Raw genomic sequence first — 18,386 nt, 5'->3', positions numbered from 1 at the left:
TTCACAAAAAAATGTAAATACCACTTGTGTTTTTGAATAATATGCACTATAATATAAAACATATTAATTAAAGTTTTTAGTCTAAATTAATATTATATGTGTCTAAGGAGGAAAACAGCATGGTTGAACTGATTGTAGGAAAGAAAGGCAAGGGCAAAACAAAAGTACTGTTAGATAAAGTAAATGGTGCAGTAAAAGAGGCAAATGGAAGTATTGTCTACTTAGACAAGAGCACAAAACATATGTATGAACTCAACAATAAAGTACGTCTTATTGATGTATCCGGATTCCCTATTAAGAATGCAGATGAATTTGTAGGATTTATCTGTGGTATCCTTTCTCAGGATCACGATCTTGAGCAGATTTATCTTGACAGTTTCCTTAAAGTAGCAAAATTGGAAGATAAAGACATTACAGGCACTCTGGGACAGTTAGATGAGATTGGTAAACAATTTAATGTTACTTTTGTAATTAGCGTATCTTTAGACAAAGAAGAGATTCCTGAAATGCTCCACGATAAGATCGGTGTAGCTTTATAACCATCTTTTATTATTAATACTAAAAACTACATAACATAAATAAAAAGGATACCTGTTAAAATATTTTCAGCAGATATCCTTTTTATTGCATTTTGCAATCATACCTGTTATCATGGAGAAACAATAAATATTAGGAGATGAAAGATAATGGAAGAATTATACAGAATAATTGAGCAAAAAATTAAAGATGCAGGATATCCAAGAGCAATTTTCGGTGAAACGGTTTACGGAGATATCTGCGACCAAATTGAGGGAAAAGAGAATGGTTCTTACGTTTTACTTTCTAAATTTGAAGATGATGTTATTTTCGAATATCATATTACTGTAATGGATGATGAATTCAATCTCGGTTTACTGATAATGCGTACTCCGGAAGGCGTATTTGAAACTGATTTTGATAAATAAAACGTTAAATCTTGAAATATTTGACAAAACCTATTCTTTAGCAAATGTTGCTGTGCGCTCTTTTGACGGAGAAATTGAACAGTGTTATGACTGCATGGATCATTTTTTAATTTCATGGAACAATTATCAAGTCAGATATTGTTCCATGAATAATTCAGGTTTAATCTTCGCGTAAATGTACCGCTGTAGCCGCTTTGCGGCGTCTTGCATCATCCATGGCTGCATAATGTTTCTTTGTGGTGTTTACATCTCTGTGACCTAATACATCGGCTACAAGGTAAATATCACCTGTTTCCTGATACAAAGTAGTACCGTAAGTACTGCGAAGCTTATGTGGTGTGATTTTTTTGGTGGTCGTGATGGCACATGCATATTTTTTTACCAGATTTTCAACAGCCTGAATACCAATTCTTTTTCGCTGGGTAGAGTAGAAGAGAGCGTGTTCATGACCAGATACAGGAACAATATTCTTACGAACTTCCAAGTACTTTTTCAGAGCTTTTTCTACCTCATTTCCAAAGTATACAACCATTTCATTTCCACCTTTTCGGGTGACTTTAATTCCATTATTTTTGAAATCAACATCTTCAATGTCAAGTCCCACACATTCAGATACACGTATTCCTGTGCCGAGCAGGAGAGTAACAATAGCAAGATCGCGTTCTTTTGTTTTTTCATAATAAACACGTTTCTGACCGGTAAGCTCATCGCCACAATGTTCTATATAATCCAATAACATGGCAACTTCATCAGCATCAAGACGGATGATGTTTTTTTCATGAGTTTTAGGAACATCTATAAGGACAGTTGGGTTCGTCTGGATAAATTCATGTTTATAATAATATGCATAAAAACTTCTTAAGGCAGAAATTTTTCTTTTCAGGCCACGTTCACCGTTGGTTTCCGTTTTATCGCCATTTTTATACACTTTAAGATATTCCTGATATTCCTCGATATCTATAGCTTTAAGCTGATCCAGCACATCAACAGTAAAATCTTTCATGGAATAGTCCTTAAAGGCAGGATTCTCATCCAGAAGAAACTGAAAAAATATCCGGATATCATACGCATAGGAAATGCGTGTCTTGGTAGTAGTAAGCGGATCCATAGCACGAAAATAATCCTTACAAAAATCAGGCAGTGTTTTCAAAACAGCACGAAGCTTCAAAATATTTGAAATATCGGTCTGTTCGTGGTAAGTGACTTTCTTGTTATCATTATAATAATCAATATATTTATCCATAAAAATCTCCTTAAAAATTATTTTTTGTATATTTTTCTGTAGTTGTTCATTTATATATAGATTTAAAACACATATTCAAATCTCAAAGTTGATAATGAATTGAAAAAAATACCTTTGTCAATAATCAAATTATATTACGGCACAAAAGCAGCTACATATTACATCTATATGAAAAACTCGCGTTTGTCGTATAGATGTAGATAGAATGAAAAACCACTACTTTCGTGGTTTTTCATTCTACAGAGTCTTTATGTAACATACATTACACATAAGCTGTGATGATGCGATCCAAATCCGGAAGCTCCTTTTTGACAGAAATCAGTTTCCCATCTTTCAGGAAACAATGTCTGGAATAAGCAACTGTACAGATTTCATTTCTGGTTGTATTAAAAAATTCATAATTAAATTCCAGAGAAATTCCGTTATATTTCCTGATGCTGACGCGGATCTGGATGTCATCGTCGAAGAAAACCTGCTTCTTATATGTAACTGAAATTTCCACAACTGGGGAAATCACTTCCATTTCTTCTACTTTCTTATAGGCGAATCCCATCTGGTCCATATAACCGATTCTGGCCTCTTCCATCCATTTCACATAATTAGAGTGATGAATAATGCCCATCTGGTCTGTTTCATGGTATTGAGCTTTTCTATAATAAGTGTATATTTTTTCCGATTCTTCTTTCATAGTATATCATATATCCTTTTCAGTAAAAATTATAGCAATTCCATAAAATACTGTTCATTTATAATATCCCACGAAATATATTGCCAAGGACAGACAAAATGAACAGTAACATTAACAAAAGCAGTTATTCGGCGTAGAACTGCGTAGCGAAGCGGATGATTTTATCCGCCTGACTTTATGAAGGCTTCTTCACATAGTTCAGAGGGTTTTGATTTACTCCGTTTACCATAACTCCAAAATGAAGATGGGGACCAGTACTGTTTCCGGTGCTTCCTACATATCCGATGATATCACCTTTTTTGACCTTATCTCCTGCGCTCAGATTCGGGTTAAATTTAGACTGGTGCATATATTCTGTGATAAGTCCCTTTCCATCATGATTGATTTTTGTATAATATCCGGCACCGCCTGATGCTGATGGTGAAAGCATGGCAACAATGGTTCCGGAAGCTGCCGCATAGATGGGTGTGCCTGTAGGTGCAGGAATATCAATTCCCTTATGATTGGTGGAACCAATTCCACCAGGTGATTCCCGGTTGCCAAAATAGCTGCTTATGTAAGAGTAACTGGAATTTAAAGGCCATCTGAAAGAAATATTATTATTATAACCGGGAATAAGCACGCCGTTTTCCCCAACATAATTATCATCATCAATCCACTGATTTACAGCCAGAACACCTGTGGAAGTATTAAGATAATACTTCTCTCCGTCTACGGAAATCCATCCGGTTTTTCGTTCACCTGTGGACGGATCCATATAATATTTTCTTCCATTTACTGTCAGCCATCCAAAGGCCAGTATGCCGTCAGATTGCGCATAATAATAGGCATTATTTTTAATGATCCATTTGCTGCAGGCAAGCTTTCCATCGGATTCGAAATAATACTTTTTTCCGGAAGACGATTTCAGGATAACATCATCATAACGGATACCATTTGACTTTTTGAAATAGTATTTATTGCCGTTGATTGTCTGCCAGCCTGTAAGTAGTTTGCAGTCTGACTCCCGGAAATACCGGTAATAGGAATCCGGTTTGTAGAAACCTTTCACAAGCTTGCCGCTGGAAGCCGCATAGTAATAAGAACCATCTGTTTCCTTATACCATCCACTTCTGACCAGTTCCCCGGTAGTTCTGTGAAAGGAATACCAGATTCCCTTTATCTTCAGACGACCTTTGGCCATAGTACCTTTCGCCTGAAGATAATAGGTGGAATCTCCGTTTTTATAGAAACAGTTTTTATACATCTTTCCCTTTTTATTAAAACAGTAATACACATTATTGACCTTATGAAGACCGGGGCGTATTACTCCGTCATTCCAGAAGTAGTATCTGTTTCCGGCAGCTGTGGTGACCCAGCCGGTATGCATATATCCTTTTTTTTCATCAAAGAAATAAGTTTTTCTATTTACTGTCTGCCAGGCAGTAAGCATCTTTCCTTTTTCATTAAAGCAGTATTTTTTTCCGCTGATGGTCAGGATTCCGGCTTTTGCAGCCCCTGTCTTTCCGAAATAGTATTTATTTCCTGCAGCACTTTTGTACCAGCCGGTAGCTTTTTTTCCGTTTTTATCGTAATAATACCAGCTTCCGTTTTTTTTCACAAATCCTGTCTGCTTTTTGGAAGCTGTTGCAGCCTGGACTGAGACAGAGAAAACGGAAAAGATTTCACTCTGAAGAGCCAGTGCCAGGACTAAAAGAAAAATTGTTAGATATAACTTTTTTTTCTTCATAATACACTCCTGTTTTTGTAGTTGTGAAGATCGGGAACAGTTATGCCTTTTCTGTAAGCTATAGCTGGATTAAGATGCATTATTTTAGAGGATTGCTATAAGTTGCAGTTTACTTATTTTGCTCACGCTTATTCTTTAATTCAACATATCTGTTCTTCAGAAACATCCCTGCTTTTTTGACGTATTCCCATATCACATGTAAAATCCTTAAAAGATATTTCCATACGGTTATGACAAGCCTGGAAAGAGGATTCCATATTTTCATAAAGAAATTGTTTTTTCTTGCTTCCAGTTCTTCCGGTGAAACCTTGTGTTTTTCTTCCTTGCAAAGAGGAAGTACTTCACCTGTCTGTTCATCCAGACAGTCAATATTTATATATGTCTCCTCTTCTGCCGGCATTTTTTTGTCATTAAGAGAATGATTGATCAGTCTCCAGATCAGAGCATAAAGTACGGCAAATACAGGAACTCCTGCAATCATTCCCGGAACCCCAAAGAGACCGCCCCCGATCATGATGGCAACAATAACCATAAAACTGGAAAGTCCGGTAGATTCTCCGAGAATTTTCGGACCAAGGATATTTCCATCAAACTGCTGAAGAAGCAGGATAAAAATTGCAAAATACAGACCTTTTATAGGATCTACTACTAAAATAAGCAAAATACATGGAATGGCTCCGATGTAAGGACCAAAAAACGGAATGACATTTGTCACACCGATAATTACACTGATAAGAATTGGATACGGCAAATCCAAAAGCAACATTCCAAAATAACACAAAACTCCAATAATAGCAGAATCCAGAAGTTTTCCGTATATGAAACTGCCAAAAGTCTTGTCTGTAAAACGCATAACGCGTATAAGCATATTTGCCCATTTATGAGGCAATATGGCATATACCATCATTTTGCTTTTGGCAACAAATTTCTCTTTGTCTGCAAGTACATACAAAGCTACAATGGCACCGATCAGAAAATTCTTCATAAAGATCAGGATATCAAAAATACCTGCTGAAACATTTTTGAGCATATCCTGCATCTGCGGAAGAATATCGGTAGTAAGATACTCCTGTGCTTTTACAGAATACTGGTTGATCATATCGAGCATTTCAGGATTCAGTTTCCATCCATGCTCAACAAATGAATTGAGCCACTTTTCAATAACTTTTACATAGTACGGAAAACTGTAAATAATACTCATGATACTTCGGATCAACTGAGGAAGCACCATCATCAGTAATGCGTAAATGATAATCCAGAACAGGAACATGGAAAAAAGGACACATCCCCATCGAATAGCCCGTTTTCCTTTTTTCTGTAACTTAATATTATGCTTTTCCAGCTGCGGATAGATCAGCTTCTGCTCAAAGAGATTGATCAGCGGACTGAGAATATAAGCAAGGATTACACCATAGATAATAGGCGCCATAATTCCCAGAAAAGTTTTGATTCCCACGATCAGGGTTTTCATGTGAAATATGCCATAATAAAACAGCATACTGGCGGCAATTACCAGAAAAGCGGTTACACCCCAGTGTAAATATCGGTTGTCCCAACGAAATTTCATAATGTCCTCCTTTTTAACATGGTATGATTATAGCATATATTTTGACAAATGTCATGAAAATTTAATATATATTAAAAAAAATTATAGCAGTCTTGTTACTGTTCATACACCACTATCCCGAGGCATACAAGCCAAAATTCCATTGCCGCAGGCAATCTGGAATGAATTGAAAAGACTGTTATAAATTCATCCAAAAAACAGATACTTTACCAAGGATGTGGTAAAGTATCTGTAAAAATATAATCCTATTTATTTTTTATGGAATCAAAAATCTCAATTGCCTGAATGATTGCTTTTGCTGCACCATCAATTCCAAGTTTGCTGCTGTCTACGCAGAGATTGTAGCTTGAAGCAGCTCCCCATTTCTTATTAGTGTAGTAATTATAGTAACTGGAACGGCTCTTGTCTGTCTTATTGATCATGTCTTTTGCTTCTTTGGCAGTTTTATTATGTTTCTGGGAAAGACGGTTAATCCTCCAGTCTGTATCTGCATGTACAAATACACTGAAACAGTCTTTATACTCTGCCAGTGCGTAATCTGCACATCTTCCGACCATGACGCAGGGACCTTCAGAGGCCAGTTTCTTGATTGCGTCAAACTGTGCAAGAAATACTTTGTGGTTCATAGGCATATCTGTAAATCCTGAAGAAGAATAGCCAAATGAGTAGGTATCCATTACCAGTGAATATAAAAAGCTGTTGGTTGGCTTTTCATCATGATTCTCAAAAAGTTCTTTGCAGATTCCACTTTCATTTGCTGCATGTTCGAGAAGCTCTTTATCATAACATTTAATACCGAAATATTTGGCAACTTCCTGACCTATCTGTCTTCCGCCACTACCGTATTGACGACCAATTGTAATAATTGAACTTGTACTGTTCATAATCTGCACTCCCTTCTATTACGTATTAGATAGAAATATTATACAATATTTCAAAAAAAATGCAAACTATTTTCGTAATCTTTCTAATAATTTAACAAAATATTCAGGTAAAGGAGCTGTAAACTCCATATATTCGCCCGTTGATGGATGAACAAAGCCAAGGATCATTGCATGAAGTGTCTGTCCCTGCAGATGATAAGGATTTTTACCGGAACCGTACACTTCATCGCCCAGCAGTGGATGGCCGATACTTGTCATATGCACACGAATCTGATGCGTTCTGCCTGTTTCCAGACGGCATTCCACATAAGTGGCATTTTTGAAACGTTCCAGAACTTTATAATGTGTGACAGCATCCTTGCCGTTTTTGTAATTGACAGCCATTTTTTTACGGTCAACCGGATGACGCCCGATTGGGCCTTCAATCGTGCCTTCATCATCTTTCAGTACGCCTGCTACGATTGCACGGTATCTGCGCCTGATAGAATGTTCTTTTAACTGTTCTGCCAGATTGCGGTGTGCATTATCATTCTTACATATAAGAAGTGCACCTGTGGTATCCTTATCGATTCTGTGGACGATACCAGGACGCAGGACACCATTGATTCCCGACAGATTATCCTTACAATGAAACATAATAGCATTTACCAGTGTTCCGGAAGTATGTCCGGCGCTGGGATGAACCACCATTCCCTTTGGCTTATTTACGATAAGTACATCATCATCTTCATAAAGAATATTCAGAGGGATATCTTCCGGAAGTATGTCCGGTTCTTTCATGTCAGGAACCATTACAGAGATCTCATCTCCTTCCTGGACCTTGTAGTTGGCTTTTACAGCAAAACCATTAACCATTACTTCCTGCTCTTTAAGCAGCTTTTGAATATAAGAACGTGACAGTTCTTCGTTTTTTTCAGAAAGATAGCGGTCAATCCGGATACCGGACTGACCGTCAGAAACCTGATAATTAAGAATTTCCATAATACTAATCCTTTTTTATTCTTAAGAAGTTATAATCTTCATCATTTTTGTATCTGAAACACACCAGTATGACAAGTAATATACCACTGCATACCACATACATATCCGCTATATTAAATACCGGAAAATCAATCAGTGAAAAGTAGATAAAATCCACAACATAGCCTCTGCATACTCTGTCAATAAAGTTTCCAAGAGCACCGGAAACCATTACCAGCGCAGTTACTGACAGCGGCAGATAATATCTGTTTTTCGGGATTCTGGCATATACATAGATAAATACACCAAAAAACAAAAGGCACAAAATCACAAACACCGGAATTTTACCTTCAAACAATCCAAAGGCCATCCCACGATTTTCGAGATACCGTAATTGAAGAACACCGGGAATGAGAGAGATATCAGGCTGACCTTTTAAGCGAATCAGAACAAGTGATTTGCTTCCCTGATCTAACAGTGTCAGCAAAAGGATAATAATACAGCCTTTGACCCAGTGCATACATGAAGACCCGGAAGAAGTGGCTGTCATATCAGAATCTCCCGGATTGCCTGAAGCAATTCCTCATCTGTGACAGTTTTGTCTATAAAACTTTTACCGATTCCGTTCATAAGGATAAATTTAATATGACCGGCCTCCATTTTTTTGTCTTTTTTTGTTGCTGCCAGGACATCTCCCGCATTCAGTGAATTAACAGAAAGAGGAAGGTTGTAAGAATGGCATCCTTTTCTGATCTCTTCATATTCTTCTTTGGTCAGTAATCCTCTCATCATGGAAAGATAGGCAGCAGCGATCAGACCAACTCCAACACACTGTCCATGAAGCAGCTGAAAGTCTTTTAGTTTTTCGACTGCATGTCCGATTGTGTGACCAAGATTTAAAAGTGCACGTTCTCCCTGCTCCTTCGGATCACGCTCTACCACACCTGCCTTGATCTCACAGCATCTTCGGATCATTCTGGAAAGCATACTCAAATCCAGTTTGCTGATTTCAGGCTGATTTTTACATACAAAACGGAAGAACTCTTCATCGCAGATCAGTCCTGTCTTAAGAATTTCACCCATTCCACAGGTGAATTCCCGGTCCGGAAGAGATTGCAGGGTACTCATATTCATATATACAAGACGCGGCTGATGGAAAGCTCCTACCATGTTTTTGTACTGAAGGAAGTCAACACCTGTTTTACCTCCTACGCTACTGTCAACCTGTGCCAGAAGCGTAGTAGGAACCTGGATAAAATCAATCCCTCTCAGGTAAGTGGAAGCTCCGAAACCGGTCAGATCACCTACAACACCGCCACCCAGCGCAACCAGCAGACCTTTTCTGTCCATTTCATTTTCAATCAAAGTTTTATATAATTCCTGTACTGTATTCAGGTTTTTGTTCTTTTCACCAGCTTCAAATACAAAAGAGAATACTTCAGAGGAAATTTTCTGAAGAGCTGATTTAACTGCATCATGATAAAGAGGTGCAACATGACTGTCTGTCACAATACAGATTTTCCGGTTTTCCAGTCCTTCTTCTCTGATCGCGCCGGCAAGATCCTGAAAGTCATTTTTAAAATAAATAGGATAATGGAAATCTCCTTCCCGTTTTACAAGTAATTTCTGTTCTGCCATTTTCCTGTTCTCCTTTTATTACAAAATTTACACATAGCGCAAAATGCGCACACTGCAGCGTCCTTTTTTTGTCTGGTGAGAAACACCGTCAAAAATGAATCGTCCTTTTCCACGTACAGATATGATATCACCCTCTTTCGGTTCATATCCGTTGCTGGTGATCAGTTTTCCGTTGACAAAAACCTGCCCGCCTTCAATATAAGATACCATACTGCTTCTGGATGTCTTAAAAGCAAGCGAGATCAATGAATCCAGACGTACCGAAGCGCAGGTGCCGCTGACAGATTCAAGGGCAGGGCGTGGAAATTCATCAGAATTCTCCACTTTTGTGATCAGAATATTGGTATGACGGACGCGGCACAGATTCTCAAGAAAGAATTCCGTCATTTTACTCTGGCAGAAAAACCAGGCCGTTTTTTTCTGAACAACAATATCACCGATCACACTTCTGTCCACTCCAAGATTGAGAAGCGCACCGAGATAGTCACGATGAGAAAGCTCTTCAGAGAATTTAAGAGCTTTTGGTTCGATCTTCAGGCAGTCGATGGGATATTCCCATGTAAAAGCAAGAGCATCAGGATGAAATGCAACCATCTGACGCTCCGCATTCTCATAGCCTCCGGATGTCTCCATGACGATCTGGGGAAACTGATGTTTCAGGCTACTGACCATATTCTGTTCATTTAAATTAAGAAAATCCGAAAATGTAACGATATCTCTCTGCCAGGAGAGATTTGCCAATTCCCGGATTCTCTTAAGAAAAAATTCGTCTTTCTCCATCCGGGATCAATATCCTGCTCTTACAGACGGAGCAGAGCCTCCCAGAATATTCTGAAGGTCACCGGTAATATCCACATTGTACGGTCCAAGTACAAAGATATAGCTGGATACTTTCTGAAGGCTACCGCCTAAAGAATAGCATGCACCGGATGTGAAATCGATGATTCTCTGTGCCAGTTCCACATCAATTCCCTCCAGATTTAAAATAACAGTAGAATTATCTACTAAAGTGTCAGCAATCTCACGTGTATCTTCCATAGAAGATGGTTTGATCACACACACTTCCATATTGGGACCCTGATTTGATTTGCGGCTGCTTCTCATTGGAGTAATCTTGGAAGATGCTGCAGGACGTGTCTGGCGTTCGGCGCGTTCCTGTTTAACCGTAACCTTAGACGGAGCCGAAGCGGTCTGTTTTGGAGCAGATGTCTGTTTCGGAGCTGCCTTAACTGCTTTCTCTTCTGCGTCATCAAAATCATCATTATCATCAAATTCTTTTTTCTTAGAGAATTTGTCGAAAAATTTCTTCTTTGGTTTCTCGTTGAAATCGTCATCAAGAAAGTCCTCATCATCTTCCTCATCTAACAGATCATCATCTAAGAATCCATCATCATCGTAATCATCGTTTAATTTGATGGCATCTAAAAATTTATCTAAAACGCCCATTTTAATCTCCAATCTTATTTTAATCTTCTTTTATTGAGTAATCTCTTTCGCCAAAGATACCCGTTCCTACGCGCACCATAGTGGCCCCTTCCTCAACTGCGACCTGATAATCATTTGTCATTCCCATACTCAGGACGCTCATATTAACATTATTAATGTTTTTGGCTGCAATGTCAACACTTAATTTCTTTAATTTTTGAAAAACTTCTCTGTTTTCTTCAGGATTTGCTACAAATGGTGCAATTGTCATCAGCCCCATTACCCGAATATGCTCATAAGAAGAAATTTCTTCCAAGAATGGTAATACCTCTTCGGCTGAAAGGCCAAACTTACTTTCTTCTCCTGCTACATTTACTTCAATTAAAACAGGCATGCAGATATCTTTTTTTGCTGCTTCTTTTTCGATGGTTTCTGCCAGACGGACGGAATCGACAGAGTGTATCATCGCTACTTTATCGATGATATATTTCACTTTGTTTCTCTGTAAATGTCCGATCATGTGCCACTGTACATCAGATGGCATCTGGTCATATTTATCTATGATTTCCTGAACCTTATTTTCTCCAAACACTCTTGCTCCTGCGTCATATGCTTCTTTCAGCATTTCCACTGGTTTGGTCTTACTGACTGCAATAAGAGTTACCTCTTTGGGAGAACGTCCGGCAATATTGCAGGCTTCCCCGATGTTCTTTTTTACAAGGTTTAGTTTATCAACTAACATATTAAGCCTCCTTAATTAGTATAAAATGTCTTCTTCTTTTACTTTATCAGCATTTCGAACAATATGATCGTATCTTGACAGGCCATAGGTGGTTTTTTTTGATACGATGGCATATTCTTCATTCTGATCAAGTATCTCAATACGGCGAAAAACCGCATAGCCTTTGTTAATACAGTAAACTCCCTCCAGGGTATCTGTTTCTCCAATCACATATTTTTCACCGGTATCAGTGTTGATAAGGGCATCTCCTTCCTTAAATGCACTCTTATCAACATAATAAATCTGGGGCTGTTGTGATCCTTCCGCTGTCAGTTTGGAGACAGACGTGTCGTCAATACTTGCATAAATGCTTACACTTTTAAAGGTTGTCTTATTTTTTCCTTCAGAAAGACTGAAACCTGTCTGGTTATTTTGTGTGGTTGCCATTCTGGATGGGATGACATAAAAATCCTTAGTTACGATAGAGGTAAGAGGGATTTTAAGACCTACAACAGTGTTAGTTACAAGCTCGATATCCAGAAAACGGTCAGATGCATAACGGATCAGACCCTTGTTGAAATCAATCTGTCCATATTTATTGCCCTCTATGGTGATAATGGAAAAATCTCCGGTCTGTGTCATATCATCTTTTAGAAATTTGACACGGATTGTAGAACGGTCTTTTAGCTTCTCAACCTGTCTGTCGCTTAACGGAATCAGGATACTCCAGCGTTCATCTGTAATAATAGTATAAATATTATCTCCGGCTTTTACCTTGCCTGATGTTTTTAAATCTGTTTCGTGGTAGGAATTCTGGTCAAAATCTTCTGCTTTCACAGTATCAACAGTCTTTCCTTCATAATTATCCATGGAATACAGAATGATACCATCAGACCTGGACTGGCATATGGTTTGATTTCCGGGATAAGTGTCGGTGGTTTTGGTGTCGTTACTGCTGTTATCATCAGTTGTGTTTTCATCTGAAGTAAGAGGAGCAGAGGAACTGTTTCCTGATTCTGCATATTGAAGGATATTTCCTTTAAGTTCATATTTAAAACTGTAGGTGCTGTTAAATTTGCTTGAACTGAATCCTTTGGAAAAACTCATCATATCCGTCCGGACTTTTGAAAGTTCTTCAGGGGTAAGGGAAGCAGGCGTGGAAGCTGTTTGTGTATCACTGAGCCCATATACGTTTCCGGAAGCATTGATCTTACTGCCCTCTCTTGCATAGTAAGTAATATAGCCTGACGAATCTGCTTTGCACAGGCTTTCTTCACGTATGGCAAGACCGGTATATGTTTCATTGCGGGATAAAGGTCCTGATGTAACCTGATAGGACTCAATACGAGTAGTTGTAAAATATAATATAGCACTGAATGCCATGTAGATGAATAGGATACCAAACATGATCGTTCCGATATTCAGACCTACGACCATGCGAAGCCTTGCCAGGATTCCCGGCATTTTTTTTGATTTATTATCAGACAATGGGATGTCTCCTTTTTGTATGCTTAATAATCATTTTGTAACTGTTCAGCAGCCTTGCAGTTACATCATTTTCCAAAATATTGTAACACTTTGCACAGTTAAAAACAAGTTTATTCATAAAGAATTCACAGTAAACGTGTAAGCAAGAACACATTTTCAGAATATAAGTTTGCTTTTTGACGGAAATTATGATATGATAAAAATAATTAATAAGGAACTGTTCAGTACTTCATAGTATAACAGACAGCTGAACAGTCATGAAAAATGTACGAACAGAAAAAACTCAAAAAGGGAGGTATAAATTATGCCATATGGAAGAATCACTCCGAAACAGCAGGAGATCCTTGATTACATAAAGAACGAGATTTTAAACCGGGGATTTCCGCCGGCGGTCCGTGAGATCTGCGAGGCTGTCAACCTGAAATCTACTTCTTCCGTTCATTCTCATCTGGAAGCATTGGAGAAGAATGGATATATCCGCAGAGATGCGACGAAACCCCGTGCGATTGAGATTATTGATGATAATTTTAACCTGGTCCGCAGAGAAGTTGTGAACGTTCCTATTATAGGAACTGTGGCAGCCGGACAGCCACTTCTGGCAGTTGAGAATATTGAAGGCTATTTTCCTATTCCTGCAGAATTTATGCCTAATGCACAAAGTTTTCTGCTGAAAGTAAAAGGGGAAAGTATGGTAAATGCAGGAATTTTTGACGGAGATCAGGTTCTGGTAAAACAGCAGTCTACAGCAGAGGATGGAGATATTGTTGTTGCGCTGATCGATGATAGCGCTACGGTTAAGACTTTCCACAAAGAAAAAGGATACTATCGTCTTCAGCCGGAAAATGATACCATGGAGCCAATCCTTGTACATGAAGGGCTGCAGATTCTTGGCAAAGTATTTGGCGTGTTCCGTTTGTATGAATAATGTAACTGATACAAGACAATACGTGAATTTGCTGCACAGTATCAGTATATAAAATGACAGATTGTATAGAGTAGCAGTATAGAAAATATCACTGAAATAACAGAGGAAATCAGGTATCTTTTGATGGTAATATCTGATTTCCTCTGTATTATTTTACAAATTCTCTAAGCTTGAAATAGCTGTAGATCCTTTTATTTATTTTTCAAGAAATTCGTTAACGTCAAGAACCTTTCCATCTCTCCAGATTCTTTCGAGGTCATAGAAAAGACGGTTCTCTTCGTCAAATACGTGGACGATCATATCGCCGTAATCCATAAGAACCCAGCTGGAGTTTCTGGTTCCCTCAATCTGTTTTGCTTCAAATCCGGCTCTGCCAAGTGTTTCATCTACATTGTCAACCATAGCCTGAACCTGATTCTGGTTGGAAGCACTTGCAATTACAAAATAATCGGCAATTACAGATACTTCATGGATATCTATCACCTTAATATCTTTTCCTTTTTTTTCATCAAGTGCATGGCAGGCAAGTTTTGCCATTTCAAGTTCTCTATTCATGGAAACATCCTCTCTTTCTATCTGCTTTTGTAACTGTTCAATATCTTCATGACCAACAGACTATTGAATAGCTACATATCTTCTCTGAATAAATATTTATATCAGCAATCTGTTTTCTCTGTTGTGCTGTCCCCTATATGTAAAACTCTGCTATTCGAGACAATTTATACTCAGGACTCTCTTTTCATATGTAGATCCCTGTAATACAAGAAGGCATCTTTCGTAGCATTATCAATATCTTTCGGATTTTCCTCCAGATAAGCCAGTGTATCAGCCAAAATCTTATACATACATTCGTCAAGATCCTGAAAAGCCAGTTTACGTACAATTGCAAGATTAGGAGCTTTATCACGTTTTGGTTCAATATAATCAGCAATATAGACGATTTTTTCCAACAGTGTCATCTCCGGCTTTCCGGTAGTATGCCAGGTGATGGCAGAAAGAATATTTTCATCTGTAACATCATACTTAGCCTTAGCTACGTAAGCTCCAAGCTTGGCATGAAGTAAAAAAGGATGTTCCTGTTCGAATTCAGATACCGGAATGTGATGCTGGCTGCACATTTTCAGCTTCTTTTTGTTTGGAATACATTTTGCACAGTCATGGAGCAGTCCGGCAGTCTGGGCTGTGATCAGATCACAGTCATGAACCATGGCAAGTGCTGCACATGTAAACATAACCCCCAGCGTATGTTCATAACGATCCTCATCCAGATATTTTGCTAATTTTTTCTGCATTTTTATAAAATCATACTCTGCCATTGGAAGATCATCCTTTCTTTTCGGCCAGACTGTAAATCTGGTTTTCTCTGATATATTCAATCACCGGATCAGGAATATAGTAACGCACACTTTTATCTTCGCTGATCCAGTTTCTGAGCATTTCGCTGGATACATCAAGGTTTGTGGTATTCAGTGTCAGAAATGTGCCATTATATTTAAGCGAAAGACGGTTCATTTCTGCTTCGAGCTCTGCAATTGTGGAATGATTTCTTACAGCAGTTACCAGAATGCAGTTTTTGCAGATTCTTTCCGGTTCACGCCATGTATCAAAGTCATACAGGGAGTCTGCGCCGATTATAAAATAATAATCAGTATCCGGATTCTTCTCTTTTAGCATTTCCAGCGTATGATAAGTGTAAGTATAACCATTTTCATGCATTTCAGTCAGCGACAGTTCAAAGTGAGGATTTCCGGTAATCGCCCTGCGGACCATTTCAACTCTTTCTTCATCTGTGGCACGTCCCTGACGGTTTCTCTTGTGAGGCGGATTTCCGGAAGGCATGAACAGTACCTTTTCCAGTCGGAACTGTTCGTATGCTTTCTCTCCCAGAATCAGATGCCCCATGTGGATGGGATCAAAAGTACCGCCCATAATACCAATTCTGTGTTTGATGTCAGCCATAAAAAACTCCGTATTATTTTCTGGGTAATTCAATTTTTTTCTTTTCGTTTTTGCCTTCGCGGTATAAAACAATTTTCTTGCCGATAACCTGTACGATCTGGGAACGTGTACGTTCTGCCAGAACCTCAGCCATCTGGCGCGGATCCTCCAGACAGTTCTGAAGAACACTGATCTTGATCAGTTCTCTGGCTGCAAGCGCCTCATCTACTGCGGCTGTGTTCTCAGGAGTAAGACCACCCTTTCCAAGCTGAAGGATTGGATCCATTGTCATTGCAAGACCTTTTAAATAAGCTCTCTGTTTACTTGTCATTTTTATTTTCCTCTGTTATTCTCTGCAAACGGACAGAATCATCCGTCCTACCACATCTGTTTCATTATTGAATCTATTTATACTATTTATAGTAATCAAAATCAAATCCGTACATACGCACAGTATCGCCTTCCTGAATGCCTGCCTTCTCAAGTTCTTCCAGGATGCCTCCCTCTTTCAGGAATTTCTGGAAGAATGCAAAACCTTTTTCGGAATCAAGATTTGTGTAGCCAAGCATCTTTTCAATCTTCGGTCCCTCGACAACAAAAATTGTCGGATCTTCAGGACTCTGCTCTACTGTATATGGAAGGTTTTCTCCGATCAACATATCTTCAGGGAAGAATTCCTGTTCAAATACTACAGGTTCCTGTGGACAGCTGTCAAGAAGTTCTTTCACATGGAATAAAAGTTCTCTGACACCCTGACCGCTGACAGCGGAAATCGGATATACCTGGATTCCTTTTGGCTCAAATTCTGCCTTAAGTTTGTCAATCGGGCTCTCTTCGCCGTCTTCTGTATAGATACAGTCGATTTTATTTGCTGCGATTACCTGTGGTCTTGCAGCAATTTCCGGATTATAAGCTTCCAGCTCTTTATTAATCTTGTAAATATCATCGATCGGGTCACGTCCCTCTGTAGATGCTGCATCCACAATGTGGATAATGACTCTGGTACGTTCAATGTGGCGGAGGAACTCATGTCCAAGTCCCACACCTTCGGAAGCACCTTCGATCAGACCTGGAATATCAGCGATCACAAAACCACCATTTTCAGTATCTACAACACCAAGATTTGGGCTCAGGGTTGTGAAGTGATAGTTGGCGATTTTTGGCTGTGCGTTGGTGACACGGGAAAGAAATGTGGACTTTCCGACATTCGGGAATCCAACAAGACCTACGTCTGCGATTACTTTCAGCTCCAGGAGAACTTCCAGTTCCTGTGCAGGCTGTCCTGGCTGTGCATATTTCGGAACCTGCATGGTTGCAGTTGCATAATGCTGGTTTCCTTTTCCGCCTCTTCCACCTCTTAATACGATCTGGCGTTTATTTTCGCCGGACATATCAGCGATTACTTTACCGGATTCTGCATCCATGATAACGGTTCCTTCCGGAACTTTTAATACAACATCTTTTCCATCGGCACCATGGCAGCGTTTTTTGCCGCCTTCCTGTCCGTCTTCTGCTTTATATTTTCTTCTGTGTCGGTAGTCGCCAAGGGTGTTCTGGCCTTCATCTACCTCAAATATCACGTCTCCTCCACGACCGCCGTCGCCGCCGTCAGGACCGCCATTCGGAACATATAATTCTCTGCGGAAACTTACATGGCCGTCGCCGCCTTTACCGGAGCGGATATAGATTTTCGCTCTGTCTGCAAACATATGACACACCTCTGTCCTTTACTAATGATTATTTCGTAATAGTAATCTTCTTAAATTAATGCATTTGAGACCGTTCAGCAGGATTTCACACTCTGATGAGTCGAATCAATATGCATTATTTACAAGGATTGCTATGGTTTCTTTTATATCATATAACTCTTTTAATCTATAGCAATTCTACTATAAAAGAAAGGCTCCAAACCCATATTAGATTTGAAGCCTTCCGCTTAACCAGATTATTCTGCTTCTACTGGAACGATAGAAACCTGTTTCTTATCGCGTCCTTTTCTGGTAAATCTTACGACACCATCTTTCAGTGCGAATAAAGTATAATCTTTACCGCAACCTACGTTCTCACCAGCATGGATCTTAGTTCCGCGCTGTCTGTAAAGAATATTTCCAGCTTTAACAAACTGTCCGTCTGCTCTCTTCGCACCTAATCTCTTGGATTCGGAATCACGACCGTTCTTTGTAGAACCAACTCCTTTTTTATGTGCGAATAACTGAAGGTTCATTTTCATCATGTT

21 protein-coding genes are annotated in these 18,386 nt (G+C 39.0%); 3 read left to right on the top strand and 18 right to left on the bottom strand.

The window, feature by feature from the left end; translation table 11 throughout:
- Positions 1-119: 119 nt before the first annotated feature.
- Both G4417_RS05915 and G4417_RS05910 read left to right on the top strand, forming a co-directional pair.
- Complete coding sequence (locus G4417_RS05915; protein ID WP_173682952.1) at positions 120-539, top strand: twitching motility protein PilT; 420 nt, start codon at positions 120-122, stop codon at positions 537-539.
- A 147-nt stretch (positions 540-686) separates the two neighbouring features.
- On the top strand, positions 687-944 hold the full coding sequence (locus tag G4417_RS05910) for a hypothetical protein (RefSeq protein WP_173682951.1): 258 nt from the start codon (positions 687-689) through the stop codon (positions 942-944).
- Between the two features lie 160 nt (positions 945-1,104).
- Here G4417_RS05910 and G4417_RS05905 read toward each other — a convergent pair whose 3' ends face one another.
- The 12 genes from G4417_RS05905 to G4417_RS05850 form a co-directional block, all read right to left on the bottom strand.
- On the bottom strand, positions 1,105-2,187 hold the full coding sequence (locus tag G4417_RS05905; protein WP_173682950.1) for a tyrosine-type recombinase/integrase: 1,083 nt from the start codon (positions 2,185-2,187) through the stop codon (positions 1,105-1,107).
- Positions 2,188-2,449: 262 nt separating this feature from the next.
- On the bottom strand, positions 2,450-2,875 hold the full coding sequence (locus G4417_RS05900; protein WP_173682949.1) for an acyl-CoA thioesterase: 426 nt from the start codon (positions 2,873-2,875) through the stop codon (positions 2,450-2,452).
- 175 nt (positions 2,876-3,050) lie between these two features.
- On the bottom strand, positions 3,051-4,604 hold the full coding sequence (locus G4417_RS05895; RefSeq protein WP_173682948.1) for a peptidoglycan DD-metalloendopeptidase family protein: 1,554 nt from the start codon (positions 4,602-4,604) through the stop codon (positions 3,051-3,053).
- Between the two features lie 109 nt (positions 4,605-4,713).
- Complete coding sequence (locus G4417_RS05890) at positions 4,714-6,171, bottom strand: AI-2E family transporter (protein ID WP_173682947.1); 1,458 nt, start codon at positions 6,169-6,171, stop codon at positions 4,714-4,716.
- 245 nt (positions 6,172-6,416) lie between these two features.
- Positions 6,417-7,055, bottom strand: a complete 639-nt coding sequence (locus tag G4417_RS05885) for an AAA family ATPase (protein ID WP_173682946.1) — start codon at positions 7,053-7,055, stop codon at positions 6,417-6,419.
- 66 nt (positions 7,056-7,121) lie between these two features.
- Complete coding sequence (locus G4417_RS05880) at positions 7,122-8,036, bottom strand: RluA family pseudouridine synthase (protein ID WP_173682945.1); 915 nt, start codon at positions 8,034-8,036, stop codon at positions 7,122-7,124.
- 4 nt (positions 8,037-8,040) lie between these two features.
- Positions 8,041-8,565, bottom strand: coding sequence for a signal peptidase II (gene lspA / locus G4417_RS05875; RefSeq protein ID WP_173682944.1), 525 nt, complete (start codon positions 8,563-8,565; stop codon positions 8,041-8,043).
- Complete coding sequence (gene aroB / locus G4417_RS05870) at positions 8,562-9,653, bottom strand: 3-dehydroquinate synthase (RefSeq protein ID WP_173682943.1); 1,092 nt, start codon at positions 9,651-9,653, stop codon at positions 8,562-8,564. The genes lspA and aroB overlap by 4 nt, the downstream gene beginning before the upstream one ends.
- Positions 9,654-9,680: 27 nt before the next feature.
- A complete protein-coding gene (locus tag G4417_RS05865) occupies positions 9,681-10,433 on the bottom strand; it encodes an RNA-binding protein (RefSeq protein ID WP_173682942.1) in 753 nt (250 codons plus the stop codon).
- Between the two features lie 6 nt (positions 10,434-10,439).
- Entirely contained in the window at positions 10,440-11,099 is a 660-nt protein-coding gene (locus G4417_RS05860) for a cell division protein SepF (protein WP_173682941.1), read from the bottom strand.
- Between the two features lie 19 nt (positions 11,100-11,118).
- A complete protein-coding gene (locus tag G4417_RS05855; protein WP_173682940.1) occupies positions 11,119-11,820 on the bottom strand; it encodes a YggS family pyridoxal phosphate-dependent enzyme in 702 nt (233 codons plus the stop codon).
- Positions 11,821-11,835: 15 nt separating this feature from the next.
- On the bottom strand, positions 11,836-13,287 hold the full coding sequence (locus tag G4417_RS05850) for an HlyD family efflux transporter periplasmic adaptor subunit (RefSeq protein ID WP_243268865.1): 1,452 nt from the start codon (positions 13,285-13,287) through the stop codon (positions 11,836-11,838).
- A 304-nt stretch (positions 13,288-13,591) separates the two neighbouring features.
- Here G4417_RS05850 and lexA point away from each other — a divergent pair, with 304 nt between their 5' ends.
- Positions 13,592-14,212: a transcriptional repressor LexA gene (lexA, locus tag G4417_RS05845; protein WP_173682939.1), complete on the top strand. Its 621-nt coding sequence runs from the start codon at positions 13,592-13,594 to the stop codon at positions 14,210-14,212.
- A gap of 195 nt (positions 14,213-14,407) precedes the next feature.
- Here lexA and rsfS read toward each other — a convergent pair whose 3' ends face one another.
- The 6 genes from rsfS to rpmA all read right to left on the bottom strand — a co-directional run bounded on the left by rsfS (position 14,408) and on the right by rpmA (position 18,383).
- Entirely contained in the window at positions 14,408-14,767 is a 360-nt protein-coding gene (gene rsfS / locus G4417_RS05840; protein WP_118330926.1) for a ribosome silencing factor, read from the bottom strand.
- A gap of 170 nt (positions 14,768-14,937) precedes the next feature.
- Positions 14,938-15,528 (bottom strand): bis(5'-nucleosyl)-tetraphosphatase (symmetrical) YqeK, encoded by a 591-nt coding sequence (gene yqeK / locus G4417_RS05835; RefSeq protein ID WP_173682938.1) that lies wholly within the window; start codon positions 15,526-15,528, stop codon positions 14,938-14,940.
- Positions 15,529-15,535: 7 nt separating this feature from the next.
- Positions 15,536-16,171 (bottom strand): nicotinate-nucleotide adenylyltransferase, encoded by a 636-nt coding sequence (nadD, locus tag G4417_RS05830; protein ID WP_118409229.1) that lies wholly within the window; start codon positions 16,169-16,171, stop codon positions 15,536-15,538.
- Positions 16,172-16,184: 13 nt separating this feature from the next.
- Positions 16,185-16,481 carry a ribosome assembly RNA-binding protein YhbY gene (yhbY, locus tag G4417_RS05825; protein WP_008703127.1) on the bottom strand — a complete coding sequence of 99 codons (297 nt, stop codon included), beginning with the start codon at positions 16,479-16,481 and terminating at the stop codon, positions 16,185-16,187.
- 82 nt (positions 16,482-16,563) lie between these two features.
- Positions 16,564-17,859, bottom strand: coding sequence for a GTPase ObgE (gene obgE, locus G4417_RS05820; protein WP_020993902.1), 1,296 nt, complete (start codon positions 17,857-17,859; stop codon positions 16,564-16,566).
- Positions 17,860-18,095: 236 nt separating this feature from the next.
- Complete coding sequence (gene rpmA, locus G4417_RS05815) at positions 18,096-18,383, bottom strand: 50S ribosomal protein L27 (RefSeq protein WP_008703124.1); 288 nt, start codon at positions 18,381-18,383, stop codon at positions 18,096-18,098.
- Positions 18,384-18,386: the final 3 nt, after the last annotated feature.

This window comes from Blautia wexlerae, assembly GCF_013300825.1.
In the GTDB taxonomy this organism is placed as follows: domain Bacteria; phylum Bacillota; class Clostridia; order Lachnospirales; family Lachnospiraceae; genus Blautia_A; species Blautia_A wexlerae_B.
Note: the sequence above shows the minus strand (reverse complement) of the source record. Positions and strands in the feature narration are given on the sequence as shown.

Excerpts from the sequence above, each read along its gene's own strand:
- G4417_RS05915 (WP_173682952.1), top strand. The coding sequence starts at position 120 with ATGGTTGAACTGATTGTAGGAAAGAAAGGCAAGGGCAAAACAAAAGTA.
- G4417_RS05910 (WP_173682951.1), top strand. The coding sequence starts at position 687 with ATGGAAGAATTATACAGAATAATTGAGCAAAAAATTAAAGATGCAGGA.
- G4417_RS05905 (WP_173682950.1), bottom strand. The coding sequence starts at position 2,187 with ATGGATAAATATATTGATTATTATAATGATAACAAGAAAGTCACTTAC.
- G4417_RS05900 (WP_173682949.1), bottom strand. The coding sequence starts at position 2,875 with ATGAAAGAAGAATCGGAAAAAATATACACTTATTATAGAAAAGCTCAA.
- G4417_RS05895 (WP_173682948.1), bottom strand. The coding sequence starts at position 4,604 with ATGAAGAAAAAAAAGTTATATCTAACAATTTTTCTTTTAGTCCTGGCA.
- G4417_RS05890 (WP_173682947.1), bottom strand. The coding sequence starts at position 6,171 with ATGAAATTTCGTTGGGACAACCGATATTTACACTGGGGTGTAACCGCT.
- G4417_RS05885 (WP_173682946.1), bottom strand. The coding sequence starts at position 7,055 with ATGAACAGTACAAGTTCAATTATTACAATTGGTCGTCAATACGGTAGT.
- G4417_RS05880 (WP_173682945.1), bottom strand. The coding sequence starts at position 8,036 with ATGGAAATTCTTAATTATCAGGTTTCTGACGGTCAGTCCGGTATCCGG.
- lspA (WP_173682944.1), bottom strand. The coding sequence starts at position 8,565 with ATGACAGCCACTTCTTCCGGGTCTTCATGTATGCACTGGGTCAAAGGC.
- aroB (WP_173682943.1), bottom strand. The coding sequence starts at position 9,653 with ATGGCAGAACAGAAATTACTTGTAAAACGGGAAGGAGATTTCCATTAT.
- G4417_RS05865 (WP_173682942.1), bottom strand. The coding sequence starts at position 10,433 with ATGGAGAAAGACGAATTTTTTCTTAAGAGAATCCGGGAATTGGCAAAT.
- G4417_RS05860 (WP_173682941.1), bottom strand. The coding sequence starts at position 11,099 with ATGGGCGTTTTAGATAAATTTTTAGATGCCATCAAATTAAACGATGAT.
- G4417_RS05855 (WP_173682940.1), bottom strand. The coding sequence starts at position 11,820 with ATGTTAGTTGATAAACTAAACCTTGTAAAAAAGAACATCGGGGAAGCC.
- lexA (WP_173682939.1), top strand. The coding sequence starts at position 13,592 with ATGCCATATGGAAGAATCACTCCGAAACAGCAGGAGATCCTTGATTAC.
- rsfS (WP_118330926.1), bottom strand. The coding sequence starts at position 14,767 with ATGAATAGAGAACTTGAAATGGCAAAACTTGCCTGCCATGCACTTGAT.
- yqeK (WP_173682938.1), bottom strand. The coding sequence starts at position 15,528 with ATGGCAGAGTATGATTTTATAAAAATGCAGAAAAAATTAGCAAAATAT.
- nadD (WP_118409229.1), bottom strand. The coding sequence starts at position 16,171 with ATGGCTGACATCAAACACAGAATTGGTATTATGGGCGGTACTTTTGAT.
- yhbY (WP_008703127.1), bottom strand. The coding sequence starts at position 16,481 with ATGACAAGTAAACAGAGAGCTTATTTAAAAGGTCTTGCAATGACAATG.
- obgE (WP_020993902.1), bottom strand. The coding sequence starts at position 17,859 with ATGTTTGCAGACAGAGCGAAAATCTATATCCGCTCCGGTAAAGGCGGC.
- rpmA (WP_008703124.1), bottom strand. The coding sequence starts at position 18,383 with ATGATGAAAATGAACCTTCAGTTATTCGCACATAAAAAAGGAGTTGGT.